Origin of the sequence: Pasteurella oralis (genome assembly GCF_042681465.1) — a bacterium.
GTDB classification, from domain to species: domain Bacteria; phylum Pseudomonadota; class Gammaproteobacteria; order Enterobacterales; family Pasteurellaceae; genus Pasteurella; species Pasteurella oralis.
The window spans coordinates 369253-385799 of the sequence record NZ_JBHUFP010000025.1 but is presented as its reverse complement, the minus strand read 5'-3'; the positions used below and the strand labels follow the sequence as shown (position 1 = coordinate 385799).

The window sequence follows — 16547 nt, the reverse complement described above, 5'->3', positions numbered from 1 at the left end:
AAAAATATCTTTAATATTTCTGTGAAAAATAATTCACATACCATTCAACTGTTCTTCGTAAACCAACTGCAAAAGAAATTTCAGGTTTCCACCCTAATTCAGTATAAATCTTACTTGTTTCCATCGCATAACGTACATCATGACCAGGACGATCAGTCACAAAAGTAATCAGCCGATTAAAATCATCAATATCAGCGAGATCAATTGAAAAATCAGACAATTTTCCCCTTTCGTTTAAGTGATTTAATATGTAACAAATCTCAGTCACAACACAAAAATTCGTTCGTTCATCTTGTGCTGCAATATTATAAGTTTGACCCACTTGCCCTTGGGTCAAGACTAAATAGAGTGCTTTAACATGATCATCGACAAATAACCAATCTCGCCGCTGCTGTCCGTTCCCATATAGCGTCAAAGGTCTTGCATGTAATGCTTGTTGAAGCATAAATGGAATCAATTTTTCAGCATGTTGATAAGGACCATAATTATTTGAGCTAGTCGTCACTAATATAGGTAAACCATAAGTACGCTGCCAAGCACGAACTAAATGATCACTTGCTGCCTTCGAAGCAGAATAAGGACTACTTGGACGATAAGCTGAAGTCTCTGTAAATGCAGGCTCATCTAGATTTAAATCACCAAATACCTCATCTGTGGAAATATGGTGAAAACGGAAATTCGCTTTTTTAGATTCAGGCAAAGTTTCCCAATAACCTCGTGTAACTTCTAGTAAGCGATAAGTACCAACAATATTCGTTTGGATAAATGCCTCAGCACCAGCAATGGAACGATCCACATGACTTTCTGCTGCCAAATGCATCACACAGTCAGGTTGATATTGCTGAAAAATACGCTTCATATTCTTGTCATCATTGATATCAACTTGTTCAAAAAAATAACGTGGCTGTTCAGCTGCTATTTTTAAAGCATCAAGATTGCTCGCATAAGTCAATTTATCTACATTAATCACCCAATCTTGCGTTTGAGCCAGAATATAGCGAATTAACGCTGAACCAATAAAACCAGCACCACCTGTGATTAAAATTTTTTTCATTACTTTTATTCTTTTATTTTAAGAGCTACTATTCACAGTAGCTTATCTTACCTTGTTCTTGAAACCAACATAATAAAAACTTTCCTGAACAAGACAAAAACTGTATAATTCGCGAGTATTTATTAAAAAGATTCCGCCAACTTAATCAGTGCGGTAAACATTTGTAGTTTATTCAGAGGAACCAATGGCAAAAGAAGATTGCATTGAAATGCAAGGGACAATTTTAGAAACCTTGCCAAACACGATGTTTCGTGTTGAATTAGAAAATGGTCACATTGTGACCGCTCATATTTCTGGCAAAATGCGTAAAAACTATATTCGCATTTTGACTGGTGATAAAGTAACTATTGAAATGACACCATATGACTTAAATAAAGGGCGTATTATTTTCCGTAGTCGTTAATCAATAGTCACTAAAAAGCACTGATGATTAGTGCTTTTTTAATGCTAATAAAAAACCACTTTTTAAAAGTGGTTTTTAGTTTCTAGTTTGTACTTAAGTCAATATTGGCTTGAAGGCGACGTCGAATCAATACATTAAATCCTCTCATTAACAAAAGTAATAGAGATAAAGCATAAATTGGTAGATTGCCTAAAACAGAATAAGGTGTTTTACCTTCTGTTGGGCTTATGTGATAGGTTAATGTCGTTTCAACAAATTGTGGTGCTTGCGCCACAATTTTACCCTGTTCATCAATAAATACACTAATGCCTGTATTCGTTGCGCGAATAACTGGTTTTCCGAGTTCTAATGCTCGCATTCTCGCCATCTGCAAATGCTGCCAAGGACCAATTGAATCACCAAACCATGCATCATTTGAAACTGTTAAAATAAAATCTGTTTCTTTTTGCATATTTTGGCGTAGCTGTTCACCTAAAATAATTTCATAGCAAATCGCAGCAGTGAAATGCTGATTTTTCACTTGTAATGGCGATTGTACCTCATCACCAGCTTGAAAAGCAGACATTGGTAAATTAAATACGTTACCGAGTGGGCGCAAGATCATTTCTAACGGCACATACTCACCAAAAGGTACAAGATGATGCTTATTGTAACGATTTGCCGTGTCAAGTGAATAAGACTGAGTTTTATTACCTAATGTGACAATCGAGTTAAATAGCTTATCTTGTATTTCATCTTGATATACTGTACCAACGATCACTTCTGTACCGCTTTGATAAGCTAATTCTTGTAATCCTTTAAAAAAAGGCTGAATACGATTTTCTAATACAGGCAATGCAGATTCAGGTAAAATAATAACATCTGTCTTACCTAAGTGTCGCGCGATTAACTTGTGGTAAATATCTAAGGTTTTATAAAGATAATCAGGATCCCATTTCAAATTTTGTTCAACATTGCCTTGTGCTAAAGTTACTTTAAGTCCTTTCTCTTTCACTTGCTTCACATAATTTATTTGTGATGTATAAGCACTCAAACTACTCACTACGACCAGTAACACAACATTAATCAGAGCAACATTTAATTTTCTTGGTCGATGAAGTAATGCAGTAATAATGCTAAAGATGATTGCACTGACCCACATAACAAAGAAAGTGACGCCTGTTACGCCAAATAAAGGTGCTAAATGTGCAAATGGGCTATCAATTTGGCTATAACCAAACTGTAACCATGGGAAACCAGTAAAAATCCAACCTCGCAAAAACTCTGTAAAAGTCCAAATCACGGGATAAATTGCTACGCTGTTGACTTGAAAACGTCGTACTAAATAGGCAAAAAGCACAGGATAAAGCGCAAGATAAGCGGACAAGATAACAACAAGTAGATAGCTGACAACTAATGGAGTTCCTCCAAAGTGATGTATGCTCACATGTAGCCAATTCACGCCAAAGGTAAAGAAAGCTAACCCCCACCAAAATGCTCCCCAAAGTGCGGTCCGTTTTTCAGCAGTTTTCACAACAAAAATCAAGCCCAGTAAAGCGATATAAGCAAATCCCCAATAATCAAAAGGAGAAAATGCGAAAACACCCATTGCCCCAGAAATAATTGCGATTAAATAAACCCAAATATGTTTCTTCATTTTGTTCCAAATAATTAAGCACGAGTAAAAACTCGTGCTAATTGTTAAACTCATTAACGATTAATCTTCTTTCGCTTCTTCCGCTTTCACAATCTCGGCTAATTGTTCATCCGTAACAGTCACACGCAATTGAATAAGTCGGCGGCTATCAGCTGAAGTCACTTTAAAATTAATACCTTCCAGAGTAATATCTTCTCCGCGTTTCGGTAAATAACCGAAAGCTTGCATTACCACACCACCGATAGTATCCACTTCTTCATCGGCAAAATGCGTATTAAATTGTTGATTAAAATCTTCGATGTCTGTTAATGCGCGTACTGCGTAAGTATGGCGCGAAAGCTGACGTACATTGACAATTTCTTCTTCATCAAATTCATCTTCAATATCACCAACAATTTGCTCAAGAATATCTTCAATAGTCACTAAGCCAGATACTGCACCAAACTCATCTACGACAATAGCCATATGAAAACGTTCAGAACGAAAATCTTTCAACATCCGATCAACACGCTTACTTTCTGGCACAATTACCGCAGGGCGAAGTAATGGCATTAAATCAAACTCTTCAGCATTAGAGCGTAAAAACTTGAGTAAATCCTTAGCATGTAAAATCCCCGCAATATTATCTCGCTCATCGGCAATCACAGGAAAACGAGAGTGAGCAGATTCAATAATCGTATCAAGACAAGAATCGAGATTTTGATCAGTTTGAATAAACACAATTTGTGAACGAGGAATCATGATGTCACGTACTCGTAATTCGGCGATTTCCATCACGCCTTCAATCATCTCTCGTGTATCCTGATCAATAAGATCATTTTGTTCTGAATCACGAATAACTTCAACAAGCTCCTCGCGATTCTTTAGCTCCCCTTGGAAAAAACGCCCAAATAAAGATTGAAAAAAACTTTTCTTTTGCAAATGTTCAGTTTGATTAGTATTCGAGTGGTCTTCGTTTATCATAAAAATTTGAATAAGTTTCCGTCAACATTGACCGTTGAAAATTAACATATTTCCTCAATAATAGCAAAAAAAAGCCCCTAGACAGTGGGGCAAAACAACAATTCGCATTGATTATTATAATGTTATAAAAATTGAAATTGCGTCCAGTGATGATATTTTTCATTTGCGCGACTTATTCCTCCTAACTGCCACCATTCTGGATGATTAGGTGTATCTGGTAATGCCTGTGTTTCTAACGCTATACCTGCATAGTCAGTATAAACTCCAGCAAAGCGATTTGGCGTTCCAGCGAGAAAGTTACCTGTATACACTTGTAGTGCTGGCTGCGAAGTCGATACTCGTAAACTCAGTGAACCATCTTGTGCTGTTAAAATCGCACACATTTCCTCTTTATTGTCGCCCAATAAGAAAGCATGATCGTAGCCTTTTACTAATAATTGCTCATCTTGTAAAAAATCTTGTGCAATTTGCTTCATCTGCCGAAAATCAAAGCTTGTTTGTTGCACAGACTTTAATGGTGCATTCGGTATACCTGCTTGATCAACAGGCAAATACTGAGCAGCATTTAACTGCAAATGATGATTACAAATATCACAACCATAATCTGCATCATTTAAATTAAAATAAGCATGGTTCGTTAAATTTAACGGTGTATCTTGATCCGCTTTAGCATCAAACGTAATTTCAACACAATTGCTCTCAGTCAATGTATAAGTCACGGCAACCTCAACATTTCCAGGAAAACCTTGATCACCATCAGTAGAATACAACATAAAACTCACAAAATTCTGACCGCACTTAACCAATTGCCAACGTTGCCGATCAAAGCTATGTAAACCACCATGCAATTGATGTTTTCCCTGATTCCGACTCAATTGGAAAGATTTGCCATTTAGCTCAAACTGCCCCTGTGCAATACGATTTGCATAACGCCCAACAGTCACCCCTAAATAAGCTTGCTGTACGAGATAATCTTCTAATTGACAGCCTAATAATACTTCGCGTAATTGATTTTTAACGGGCACTTTGCAAGATATCCATGTTGCGCCCCAATCCATCATTTGAATGGACATACCATGACTATTTGTTAAAGTGAAGACCTGAAATGGCAAGCCATCTGGCGCATTTCCTTGTGCAGTTTGAATCAACATACAGCCACTCCTTGCGATGCTGTACATACATAAAAATCTTCTTTTAAACCCGTGTGTTTTTCATAGTTATCTGCAATGATTTGACGCACAGCCTCTACTTTTTCAATTGGTGCAACGGCAACAATACAACCACCAAAACCGCCACCAGTCATTCGAGCGCCCCCAGCATTACCAATGGCAACTTGCACAAGTTCAACTAAATAATCGATTTGTGGTACAGTAATCTCAAAATCATCACGCATTGAAGCATGAGACTGCGCCATTAATTCACCTAATAATGTGAGATTACCAGCTTGTAATGCTTTAACTGCATCTAGCACGCGCTGGTTTTCTGTCACGACATGACGAGCACGTTTAGCCACTTCTGGATCAAGTGCGGTCAATTCTGCTTCTTTTTGCTTAAATTGTTTAATGGAAACATCGCGTAACGCTTTTACTCCAAAAAATTGAGCAGCCTTTTCACATTGTTGACGACGAGTATTATATTCACCTGCGACTAAGTCATGTTTCACATGAGAATTGACAATCATTACCGCAATATTCTCAGGAATAGGCGTAGGGATAGTCTCTAAACTACGACAATCGATCATTAATAAATGATCTTTTTGACCTAGTGCTGAAATCAACTGATCCATATTGCCACATTGACAACCCACAAATTGATTTTCGGCTTGTTGTCCAATCAAGGCGATTTCAGTATTAGTCAACGCTAAATTTGCTAACTGTTGACAGAATTTACCCACTGCCACTTCTAATGATGCAGATGAACTCAAACCAGCAGATAAAGGGACATTACCTGAAATCACTAGATTTGCACCGCACTTAAATTCTGGACAGCACTGTTGAATAAATTTCACAACACCACGTACATAACCAGTCCACTTTTTACTTAATTCTGGTTCAATTGGTTGGGCTAAATCAAATTCATCCCATTGGGCAAGATCAGCTGCAAACACTTTAAAAATGCTGTCTTCGCGCGCTTGCCCGCTAATTGCTGTACCATAATTAATCGCACAAGGCATGACAAAACCATCGTTATAATCTGTATGTTCACCAATAATATTCACTCGTCCTGGCGCATAAACATTTAAAGTCGGTTCAGTATTAAATTTTTGTTGGAATAAAGTTTGAGCTGATTGCTGTGGTGTCATTTCATATTCCTTTTTTATTGTTCTTTTACAGAGTTCTTAATTCTATTTAAGGGTATTCAACCCCAGTTAACATAATGCTTTTATTTTTGTTTATAATGTACTTCACTTAATATGCGCAATCGTTCTGCTGCCTGCTCCGCAGTTAAATCACGCTGCGACTCGCCTAACATTTCATAACCCACCATAAATTTACGTACCGTCGCAGAACGTAATAAAGGCGGATAAAAATGCGCATGTAATTGCCAATGATCATTACTTTCACTATTAAATGGCGCAGCATGAAATCCCATTGAATAAGGGAAAGAGGTTTCAAACAGATTGTCGTATTTTGTTGTTAACTTTTTCAATGCTAGAGCTAAGTCTTGTGACTGTTCTTCATCTAATTCCGTTAGACGTTTAACTTGTGTTTTAGGCAACAATAAAATTTCAAATGGCCAAACTGCCCAATAAGGCACGACAGCTAACCAATGTGTTGTTTCAACCACAATTCGCTCTTTTAACTCTAACTCACGCTTGGCATAATCAACTAACATGACTGAACCATATTTTGCTAGATAAGCACGTTGCGTCTGATCTTCACGTGCCACTTCATTTGGTAAAAAACTATTCGCCCAAATTTGACCATGCGGATGGGGATTTGAACAGCCCATGGCTGCCCCTTTGTTTTCAAAAATTTGTACCCATTGATATTTTTTACCCAATTCAGCTAACTGATCTTGCCAGACTTTAACCACATCCACAATTTCCGAGACTGTTAATAATGGTAAGGTTTTGTTATGATCTGGCGAAAAGCAGATAACGCGACTTTCGCCTTGTGCTTTTGAAATTTGAAATAAAGGATCTGTCGTTTTTTCTGGGTTAGGTGTATCTTCTAATAACGCAGAAAAGTCATTTTTGAACACGAAAGGCTTTTGGTAATCTGGGTTTTGTTCGCCTGTAATCCGCTTATTATTCGGGCATAAATAACAACTTGGATCATGACTTGGCTTTTCATCCTCTGCAACTTTCTCTTGTTGTCCTTGCCACGGACGTTTAGCACGGTGTGGCGATACAAGCACCCATTGATCAGTTAATGGATTATAACGACGATGTGGGTGATCGGTTGGTTCAAATAGTTGATGACTCATCTTTTATACTCCCAATAACTGAAAACGGTTACATTTTGTTATTTGTATAAGATAACAAATTACCAAAAATAAACTGTTAACTAGATCACAAAATCAATAAATCTCAACAGATTTGCCGTTATTTTTGTGATTTAGTTGTCAAATTCAAAGGTAAGCGTTTTCAAACATAACAAAAATTTTATATGATGAGATTAAGTTGTTCTCAAAGGAAAGGTCATATTAATTATGGTTACTATTCATGATGTAGCACAACACGCAGGCGTTTCTGTCGCCACCGTGTCTCGCGTGCTCAACAACCACCCTTCTGCCAGTGCCAAAGCTCGCTTAGCAGTACAAGCGGCAGTAGAAAAATTAGGTTATCAACCTAACGCAAATGCACAAGCTCTTGCAATGAAAAATACTGATACTATCGGTGTCGTTGTCACCGATGTGACCGACTCCTTTTTTGCTATACTGGTTAAAGCTGTTGATAAAGTCGCTGAAGAATATAAGAAAACAATTTTGATTGGGATTGGTTACCACAATGCAGAAAAAGAAAAAGAAGCTATTGATACATTATTACGTAAACGCTGTAGCTGCCTTGTTGTTCACTCCAAGGCACTGAGTGATGAAATACTTAGCCAATATTTAGCAAAAGTACCAGGCATGGTCATCATTAATCGCATTGTGCAAGGCTATGAACACCGTTGCGTTAGTTTAGATAATGAAAAAGGCACCTTTGTCGCCACAGAAACCTTAATTAAATTAGGACACTGTAAAATTGGCTATATTGGTTCAAATCACTACATTAGTGATGAAGTGGAAAGAAAACAAGGTTATCTCGCGGCACTCAAACATTATCATATCCCGATCATTGAACATGCGATTACTCATAGTTCACCTGACTTTGAAGGTGGAGAAGAAGCCATGATAAATCTATTAAGTTATAACTCCGATCTCACTGCCGTAGTGGCTTATAATGACTCAATGGCAGCAGGAGCAATTTCAGTGTTAAGTGAAAACAACATTAACGTACCAAAACAATGTTCTATTATTGGTTTTGATGATATGCCTATTGCGCGTTATCTTATTCCTAAATTAACGACTATTCGCTATCCGATTGATTTAATGGCAACTTACGCTGCCAAATTAGCGCTCAGTTTAGTTGATCAAGAAGTCAAAGCACCAACCCACATTCAATTTAATCCAACACTAGTAAGGCGTTTTTCCGTAGAACAAAAATAGCCATGTGGATTCATTAGCTATGAAAACGTAAACATTTTCATTTAACCATATAAAAAGTGCGGTGAAATTTCATAAGATTTCACCGCACTTTTTGCATTTATTGAAAAGAAAACAAATAAAAAATGTGATCAATCTAACACTTTCATTAGTCAATTGTAATCGTTTTCACAAATGTGAGTGAGATCACAGTCTTGAACACTATTTTCCAGTATCATGCCAACCAGTTATCTAGGCAAAGTGGGTTAAAAAGCAAAAAGATAACAACATCCATTAGTCCCAAACAGGAGAGTTATTATGAAAAAAACCGTATTAAGCGCAGTAGCTTTAGCAGTAGGTCTAGGTGTTGCTGCCTCAGCAGCTCAAGCAGCAGATCGCATTGGTGTAACCATTTACAAATATGACGATAACTTCATGTCACTAATGCGTAAAGAAATTAATAAAGAAGCTGAACAATTTAAAGATATTGAGTTATTAATGAATGACTCACAAAACGCACAAGCCGTACAAAATGACCAAGTTGATGGATTGATTTCTAAAGGTGTAAAAGCATTAGCAATTAACTTAGTTGACCCTGCTGCTGCACCGACTATTATCGGTAAAGCAAAACCTGATGACATTCCTGTTGTATTCTTCAATAAAGATCCTGGTGCAAAAGCAATTGGTAGCTATGAACATGCTTACTATGTAGGTACTGATCCGAAAGAATCAGGTTTAATCCAAGGTTCATTAATTGCTAAACATTGGAAAGCAAACCCTGCTTATGACTTAAATAAAGATGGCAAAATTCAATATGTATTGTTAAAAGGTGAGCCAGGTCACCCAGATGCAGAAGCACGTACTAAATTTGTTATCGAAGAATTAAATAATAAAGGTATTCAAACTGAACAATTATTTATCGATACAGGGATGTGGGACGCTGCTTTAGCAAAAGATAAAATGGATGCTTGGCTATCAAGCTCTAAAGCAAGTCAAATTGAAGTTATCATCGCTAACAACGATGGTATGGCAATGGGTGCATTAGAAGCCACAAAAGCACATGGTAAAAAATTACCAATCTTTGGTGTTGACGCATTACCAGAAGTACTACAGTTAATCAAAAAAGGCGAAATTGCAGGAACTGTATTAAACGATGGTGTTAACCAAGGTAAAGCCGTTGTCCAATTAACAAATAATCTTGCAAAAGGTAAACCAGCTACTGAAGGAACAAAATGGCAATTAAAAGACCGTGTGGTACGTATTCCTTACGTTGGTGTCGACGCTGATAATTTAGGCGATTTCTTAAAATAATAATCTATAACAATAAGTTGTAACTCTCGGGGAGGTAAACCCTCCCCTCTTTTTTATGTGAGGTTGGATATGACCACTCAAATTCCAAATCAAGACAGTGAAATACTGCTCACAATGACTAATGTCTGTAAATCCTTTCCTGGCGTTAAAGCATTAGATAATGCCAATCTTACTGTTCGCTCTCATTCTGTACACGCATTAATGGGTGAAAATGGCGCAGGTAAATCAACATTACTTAAATGTTTATTCGGTATTTACAGTAAAGACGAAGGCGATATCCTGTTCTTAGATAAACCAGTCAATTTTAAAACATCAAAAGAGGCCTTAGAAAACGGAATCTCTATGGTACACCAAGAGCTTAATTTGGTGAAGCAAACCACCGTTATGGACAATCTATGGCTTGGTCGCTACCCATTAAAAGCAGGCTTCGTCGATCATGGAAAAATGTACCGTGACACGAAAGCAATCTTTGAAGAATTAGATATCGATATCGATCCAAAAGAAAAAGTGGCAAAGCTTTCTGTGTCACAAATGCAAATGATCGAAATCGCTAAAGCATTTTCTTATGATGCCAAAATCGTGATTATGGATGAACCAACTTCCTCTCTATCTGAAAAAGAAGTAGAACATCTATTTAAAATCATTGCAAAACTCAAACAGCGTGGTTGTGGCATCATTTATATTTCGCACAAAATGGACGAAATCTTCAAAATTTGTGATGAAATTACGATTTTACGTGATGGCAAATGGATTAATACCGTTGAAGTAAAAAACAGCACGATGGATCAAATTGTGTCTATGATGGTTGGACGTGAATTAACTCAACGCTTCCCACCGAAAACCAATGAACCAAAAGAGACGATCTTAACTGTAGAAAATCTAACCGCACTTAACCAACCCTCTATTCAAGATGTTAGTTTTGAACTGCGTAAAGGTGAAGTATTAGGTATTGCAGGGCTTGTTGGGGCTAAACGTACTGATATCGTTGAAACAATTTTTGGTGTACGTGAACGCAAATCAGGTGTCATTAAACTACATGATAAGGAAGTGAAAAATCGTAATGCCTTTGAAGCAATTAATAATGGTTTTGCTTTAGTCACCGAAGAACGCCGCTCTACTGGAATTTATGCCAATCTCAGCATTGAATTTAATTCCTTGATTTCTAATATGAAATCTTACATTAGTAAGCTTGGTTTACTCAGTAACGCGAAAATGAAAAGCGATACTCAATGGGTAATTGATTCAATGAATGTGAAAACACCTTCACACAAAACGAATATTGGTTCCTTATCTGGAGGTAACCAGCAAAAAGTGATTATTGGTCGCTGGTTACTAACTCAACCTGAGATTTTAATGTTGGATGAACCAACTCGTGGTATTGATATTGGTGCGAAATATGAAATTTACCAACTCATCATGGAATTAGCAAAAAAAGATAAAGGTATCATTATGATTTCTTCTGAAATGCCAGAATTATTAGGAGTAACAGACCGTATTCTCGTGATGAGTAATGGTAAAGTAGCAGGTATTGTCAATACAGCAGAAACCTCACAAGAAGAAATTTTACAACTCGCTGCAAAATATTTATAAAGCACAGAATTAAGGAAATAATTATGGCTGCGTTAAAACAAAATAAATCCCTTGATTTCTTTAAACAAAATGCAATTTACTTTGTATTGTTGATTCTCTTAGGGATCATCATTGTTCAAGATCCAACGTTCTTAAACTTAAGAAACTTTAGTAATATTTTAACTCAATCCTCCGTGCGCTTAATCATTGCTTTAGGGGTTGCAGGCTTGTTAGTCACACAAGGAACCGACTTATCCGCAGGTCGCCAAGTTGGTTTAGCTGCGGTAATTTCTGCAACGTTATTACAGGCGATGGATAACTTTAATCGCGTTTTTCCAGATCTCCCAGAATTGCCAATTCCGGTGGTTATCTTAACTGTATGTGCAATTGGTGCCATCATTGGTCTAGTGAATGGTTTAGTTATTGCTTACTTAAATGTCACGCCATTTATTGCCACTATGGGGACAATGATCATTGTGTATGGAATTAACTCGCTTTACTATGATGCTGTCGGAGGCTCGCCAATTGCAGGTTTTAACGAAACATTCTCTGCTTTTGCACAAGGTTTCTTTAAATTTGGTACATTTAAACTATCTTACATCACTATCTATGCGGCTATCGCCACCTTCTTAGTGTGGATTCTTTGGAATAAGACACGTTTTGGTAAAAACATCTTTGCTATTGGTGGTAACCCAGAAGCTGCACGTGTATCTGGTGTCAACGTAGCACGTAACTTAGTTGTCATCTACATGATCGCAGGTATGTTCTATGGCTTTGGTGGTATGTTAGAAGCAGGTCGTATCGGTTCTGCCACTAACAACTTAGGTTTCATGTACGAGTTAGATGCTATTGCGGCTTGTGTGGTTGGTGGCGTGTCATTTGCGGGCGGTGTAGGTACTGTCATCGGTGTAGTGACTGGGGTAATTATCTTCACTGTAATCAACTATGGTTTAACCTACATCGGTGTTAATCCGTACTGGCAATATATCATCAAAGGTAGCATTATCATTCTTGCCGTTGCTATCGACTCTCTCAAATACGCGAAGAAAAAATAAAAAGACGTATAGCACTAGCAACAAAAAGGCGATTGTTACAATCGCCTTTTTTTTAGTGCCATACAATAAAGTGGAAATTCTCGTGTAAGTTGAATAACCGCAAACTGTCTTATTTGCTGTTATTCACAATTTACTCAAGACATTTTACTCTGATAACCAATGCTAACCTAAAATCGCCTTCAGTAGATTTTCCACAAAATCTAACCGCTCTTTGTGACTACTAAACGCTTTATTAAATCTAAACTTTGTTGGACCATCAAAACGATAAACCGTTGGTTCAGCTTGAATTAGCTGTAAAAATTTCATTGGATCCAATTCAGCTGTTGCTAGAAACTCAATAAAGCCACCTTGTGCATTACCATCAATTTTTTGAATCTGGATCTGCTTCGCTAATTGACGCAATTCAGCAATCTGAAATAAATGGCGTGTTGCTTCTGGTAGCGCGCCAAAACGGTCAATGAGTTCCACTTTCAACTCATCTAAGACATTTTTATGTTCAGCACCTGCAATACGCTTATAAAAAGACAAACGCATATTCACATCACCTAAATAATCTTCTGGTAATAAGGCAGGTAAGCGCAAATCAATTTCTACTTGCTGCTGAGTCAATTCATCTAGCGAAGGCTCACGACCTGCTTTTAACGCCTTCACCGCACTTTCCAATAAATCCATATAAAGTGAGAAACCAATGGATTCAATCTGTCCACTTTGCTCGGAGCCTAATAATTCCCCAGCACCTCGAATTTCCAGATCATGTGTAGCAAGTATAAAACCAGCTCCCAAATTATCTAGACTTTCTAATGCCTCAAGACGTTTTTGAGCATCTTTCGTCATCGCTTTTACAGGCGGCGTTAACAAATAAGCATATGCTTGATGATGAGAACGACCTACCCGACCACGTAGCTGATGTAATTGTGCTAAACCAAAATTATCCGCACGTTCAATAATGATTGTATTTGCCGTAGGCACATCAATACCCGTTTCAATAATCGTTGAACAAACGAGTACATTGAAACGCTGATGATAAAAATCTGACATAACACGCTCAAGTTCACGCTCGCGCATTTGTCCATGTCCAATCGTAATACGTGCTTCAGGTACAAGTGCGGTCAGTTTTTCAGCACAATTTTCAATACTTGCCACATCATTATGTAAATAATAAACCTGCCCACCGCGCAGAGTTTCACGCAAAATGGCTTCGCGAATAATGCTATCATCAGCTTGTTTAACGAAAGTTTTAATTGTTAAGCGGCGTGCTGGTGGTGTTGAAATAATGGATAAATCACGAATACCATGCATTGCCATATTTAAAGTACGTGGTATTGGCGTAGCAGTTAAAGTCAAAATATCAATATTGGCACGTAATTGCTTAATACGTTCTTTTTGACGTACCCCAAAGCGGTGTTCTTCATCAATAATCAATAATCCCAGATCACTAAATTGCACATCTGATTGAAGTAATTTATGGGTGCCAATTAAAATATCGACTTTTCCTTCGACTAAATGTTGCAATACTTGCTTTTGTTCTTTTGCTGTTTTAAAGCGAGAAAGCACTTCCACATTTACGGGCAAATTCGCAAAGCGATCTTTAAAATTTTCATAATGTTGTTGTGCTAACAATGTCGTAGGCACTAATACAGCAACTTGTTTCTGGTTCATGACGGCTAAAAATGCCGCTCGCATTGCGACTTCTGTTTTACCAAAACCCACATCACCACAAACTAGTCGATCCATCGCTTTTGGCTGACACATATCAGAAATCACTGCATTAATTGCTATTTCTTGATCAACAGTTTCTTCAAAAGGGAAAGTAGCTGCAAATTGTTGAAACTCTTCTCGATCATACTGAAAAGCGAAACCTTTCTGCGCTTCGCGCTGTGCATACACATCAAGTAATTCCGCTGCCACATCACGAATTTTTTCAGCCGCTTTCTGACGTGCTCTCACCCATGCGTCACTACCAAGCTTATGTAATGGCGCACTTTCATCTGAACCACCGACATAGCGGCTAATTAAATGCAATGATGAAACTGGTACATAAAGTTTAGATTCATTTGCATAATTTAGTAACAAATACTCAGCACTAATCCCACCATTTTCAAGAGTGACTAAGCCAGCATAACGCCCTACACCATGCTCTAAATGTACTACTGGCTGCCCAATTTTTAACTCAGCAAGATTGCGGATTAACGTATCTGGGTTCACAGATTTCCGTTTATCTCGGTTACGCTGTTGTACTCGTTCGCCTAATAGCTCTGTTTCAGTAATTACTGCCAAAGGTGGTTCTTGCGCTATCACAAATCCTTGCTCTAACGCACTGATTAATAAGTTATAAGGCTGTGTAACTTGCGAAAGTGCGGTCAGTTTTTGAGGTTTTATTTTAAGTGGAGATAGCAAATCTAATAAGGTTTCACGCCGTCCTTCTGTTTCTACTGAAAAGACGATGCTGCCAGCAAGCTGTTCCGTAAATTGACGTAACAATTTCAAAGGTTCTTTTTGTTGCGATTGAATAGTGAGTTCAGGTAAGGCTTGTAACGCTAAATTTTTCTGACGAGCAGAAGAGCGGAGCTTCTCATTTTTTAAGCTTATCCTTGGGTATTGTTTTAACTGATGATAAATCTCATCAATGCGTTGCCACAAGCGCTCTGGGGGCAATAATGGACGCATAGGATCCACTTTGCGGCTTTCATAGCGTTGTTGTGCATCTTGATAGAAACGCTCACCCTGTGCTTGAATGTCACCTAAATCCAGCCATAAACTCTGCTTAGGTAAATAGTCAAACAGACTTACCATTTGTTCAAAAAAAAGTGGTTGCCAATATTCAATCCCTGAAATTAACGTGCCTTTACTTACTTGCTGATAAATATGTTCTGGATCTCGGCGAATTTCGCCAAAAGTTTCGCGAAATTGCGCTCGGAAGAACTCGATCCCTTTATCATCCGTAGGAAATTCATGTGCGGGCAACAAATTAATCGAGTTAATTTCAGCTAATGTGCGTTGCGTATCAACATCAAAAGTGCGAATAGAATCGATTTCATCATCAAAAAAATCCAAGCGAAACGGCTGTGTACTCCCCATAGGAAATAAATCTAACAATGCACCACGAACCGCGTATTCTCCATGCGCCAAAACCTGTTCTACGGCACGATAACCTGCGCTCTCCAGCTGCAAACTCATTTTCTCAATTTTTAGACGATCGCCTTTTTTAATTAATAAAACATTATGTTGTAAAAATTCTGGTGGACATAAACGCTGCATTAACGTGCTAATAGGTAAAATGAAAATCCCATTTTGGCTATGTTGTAATTGGAATAAGGCACTTAAACGCGAGGAGATAATCTCTTGGTGGGGGGAAAATGCATCATACGGTAAAGTTTCCCAATCAGGAAAGAAAGTAATTTTTTGTTGACTGAATTGTGACAAAATTTTTTCTAAACGTACCGCACTTCGAGTATCCGCAGTCACTACGATACTTAATCCATGATACTGACTAGCAATTTCACTGATGATCAACGCCTCAGCTCCAGATAGCACATTACCTAAAATTTTATGATCATTAGCTTCGGTTGGAATAGTTAAATCAAAATAGGTGGTTGTCATAACTACAGTATATTGTGAGATAAAATAAAATGAAAAGATGGAGCACAGTGTAGCCTAGTTTAGGCTTTTTTCCAATAAATATCTGTATAAAAAACCAGTAAAAAAGCCAAGCTAAACTTGGCTTTCTCTCTAAAATGTTTTCTTTTTCGCTTCTTGCGCCGCTTTTTCTTCTGATGTCCAATCTTCATCAAATTTCACAACTGGCACGCAACAACAACCTCTACCCCCACCACGTTCTACACCAATATCTTTACAGAATTTATTATATTCATCCCAAACTCTGCGCAATAAGCTTTTTTTCTTAGTGTTTTCGCTCATTATGCTTCC

General features: G+C 37.7%; 13 protein-coding genes. 5 read left to right on the top strand and 8 right to left on the bottom strand.

Going from position 1 to position 16547, the window contains the following annotated elements; all coding sequences use genetic code 11:
* Positions 1-10 precede the first annotated feature (10 nt).
* On the bottom strand, positions 11-1054 hold the full coding sequence (gene rfbB / locus ACFSAV_RS11135) for a dTDP-glucose 4,6-dehydratase (RefSeq protein ID WP_379099661.1): 1044 nt from the start codon (positions 1052-1054) through the stop codon (positions 11-13).
* Between the two features lie 184 nt (positions 1055-1238).
* On the opposite strand from rfbB, the gene infA reads away from it, so the two are divergent.
* Positions 1239-1457, top strand: coding sequence for a translation initiation factor IF-1 (gene infA / locus ACFSAV_RS11130; protein ID WP_101775437.1), 219 nt, complete (start codon positions 1239-1241; stop codon positions 1455-1457).
* 82 nt (positions 1458-1539) lie between these two features.
* Here the strand turns inward: infA and lnt are convergent, their stop codons facing one another.
* The 5 genes from lnt to galT all read right to left on the bottom strand — a co-directional run bounded on the left by lnt (position 1540) and on the right by galT (position 7485).
* On the bottom strand, positions 1540-3093 hold the full coding sequence (gene lnt, locus ACFSAV_RS11125) for an apolipoprotein N-acyltransferase (protein WP_379099658.1): 1554 nt from the start codon (positions 3091-3093) through the stop codon (positions 1540-1542).
* A 60-nt stretch (positions 3094-3153) separates the two neighbouring features.
* Complete coding sequence (gene corC, locus ACFSAV_RS11120; protein WP_101775435.1) at positions 3154-4056, bottom strand: CNNM family magnesium/cobalt transport protein CorC; 903 nt, start codon at positions 4054-4056, stop codon at positions 3154-3156.
* Positions 4057-4178: 122 nt separating this feature from the next.
* Complete coding sequence (gene galM, locus ACFSAV_RS11115) at positions 4179-5207, bottom strand: galactose-1-epimerase (RefSeq protein WP_379099655.1); 1029 nt, start codon at positions 5205-5207, stop codon at positions 4179-4181.
* A complete protein-coding gene (gene galK, locus ACFSAV_RS11110) occupies positions 5201-6358 on the bottom strand; it encodes a galactokinase (RefSeq protein WP_379099652.1) in 1158 nt (385 codons plus the stop codon). The genes galM and galK overlap by 7 nt, the downstream gene beginning before the upstream one ends.
* Positions 6359-6438: 80 nt before the next feature.
* Positions 6439-7485: a galactose-1-phosphate uridylyltransferase gene (galT, locus tag ACFSAV_RS11105; protein WP_379099649.1), complete on the bottom strand. Its 1047-nt coding sequence runs from the start codon at positions 7483-7485 to the stop codon at positions 6439-6441.
* Between the two features lie 225 nt (positions 7486-7710).
* On the opposite strand from galT, the gene ACFSAV_RS11100 reads away from it, so the two are divergent.
* From ACFSAV_RS11100 to mglC, 4 genes are all read left to right on the top strand, one after another.
* Positions 7711-8709, top strand: coding sequence for a substrate-binding domain-containing protein (locus ACFSAV_RS11100; protein ID WP_379099646.1), 999 nt, complete (start codon positions 7711-7713; stop codon positions 8707-8709).
* Between the two features lie 294 nt (positions 8710-9003).
* Positions 9004-9996 (top strand): galactose/glucose ABC transporter substrate-binding protein MglB, encoded by a 993-nt coding sequence (gene mglB, locus ACFSAV_RS11095; protein ID WP_379099643.1) that lies wholly within the window; start codon positions 9004-9006, stop codon positions 9994-9996.
* Positions 9997-10065: 69 nt separating this feature from the next.
* A complete protein-coding gene (mglA, locus tag ACFSAV_RS11090; RefSeq protein WP_101775429.1) occupies positions 10066-11586 on the top strand; it encodes a galactose/methyl galactoside ABC transporter ATP-binding protein MglA in 1521 nt (506 codons plus the stop codon).
* Positions 11587-11609: 23 nt separating this feature from the next.
* The gene (gene mglC, locus ACFSAV_RS11085) at positions 11610-12620 is read left to right on the top strand and encodes a galactose/methyl galactoside ABC transporter permease MglC (protein WP_101775428.1); all 1011 of its coding nucleotides are present in this window, start codon (positions 11610-11612) and stop codon (positions 12618-12620) included.
* A gap of 162 nt (positions 12621-12782) precedes the next feature.
* Here mglC and mfd read toward each other — a convergent pair whose 3' ends face one another.
* Together mfd and ACFSAV_RS11075 are read right to left on the bottom strand one after the other, a co-directional pair.
* Positions 12783-16220 (bottom strand): transcription-repair coupling factor, encoded by a 3438-nt coding sequence (mfd, locus tag ACFSAV_RS11080; protein ID WP_379099640.1) that lies wholly within the window; start codon positions 16218-16220, stop codon positions 12783-12785.
* A 129-nt stretch (positions 16221-16349) separates the two neighbouring features.
* A complete protein-coding gene (locus ACFSAV_RS11075; RefSeq protein ID WP_379099637.1) occupies positions 16350-16538 on the bottom strand; it encodes a DUF5363 family protein in 189 nt (62 codons plus the stop codon).
* Between the last annotated feature and the right edge of the window lie 9 nt (positions 16539-16547).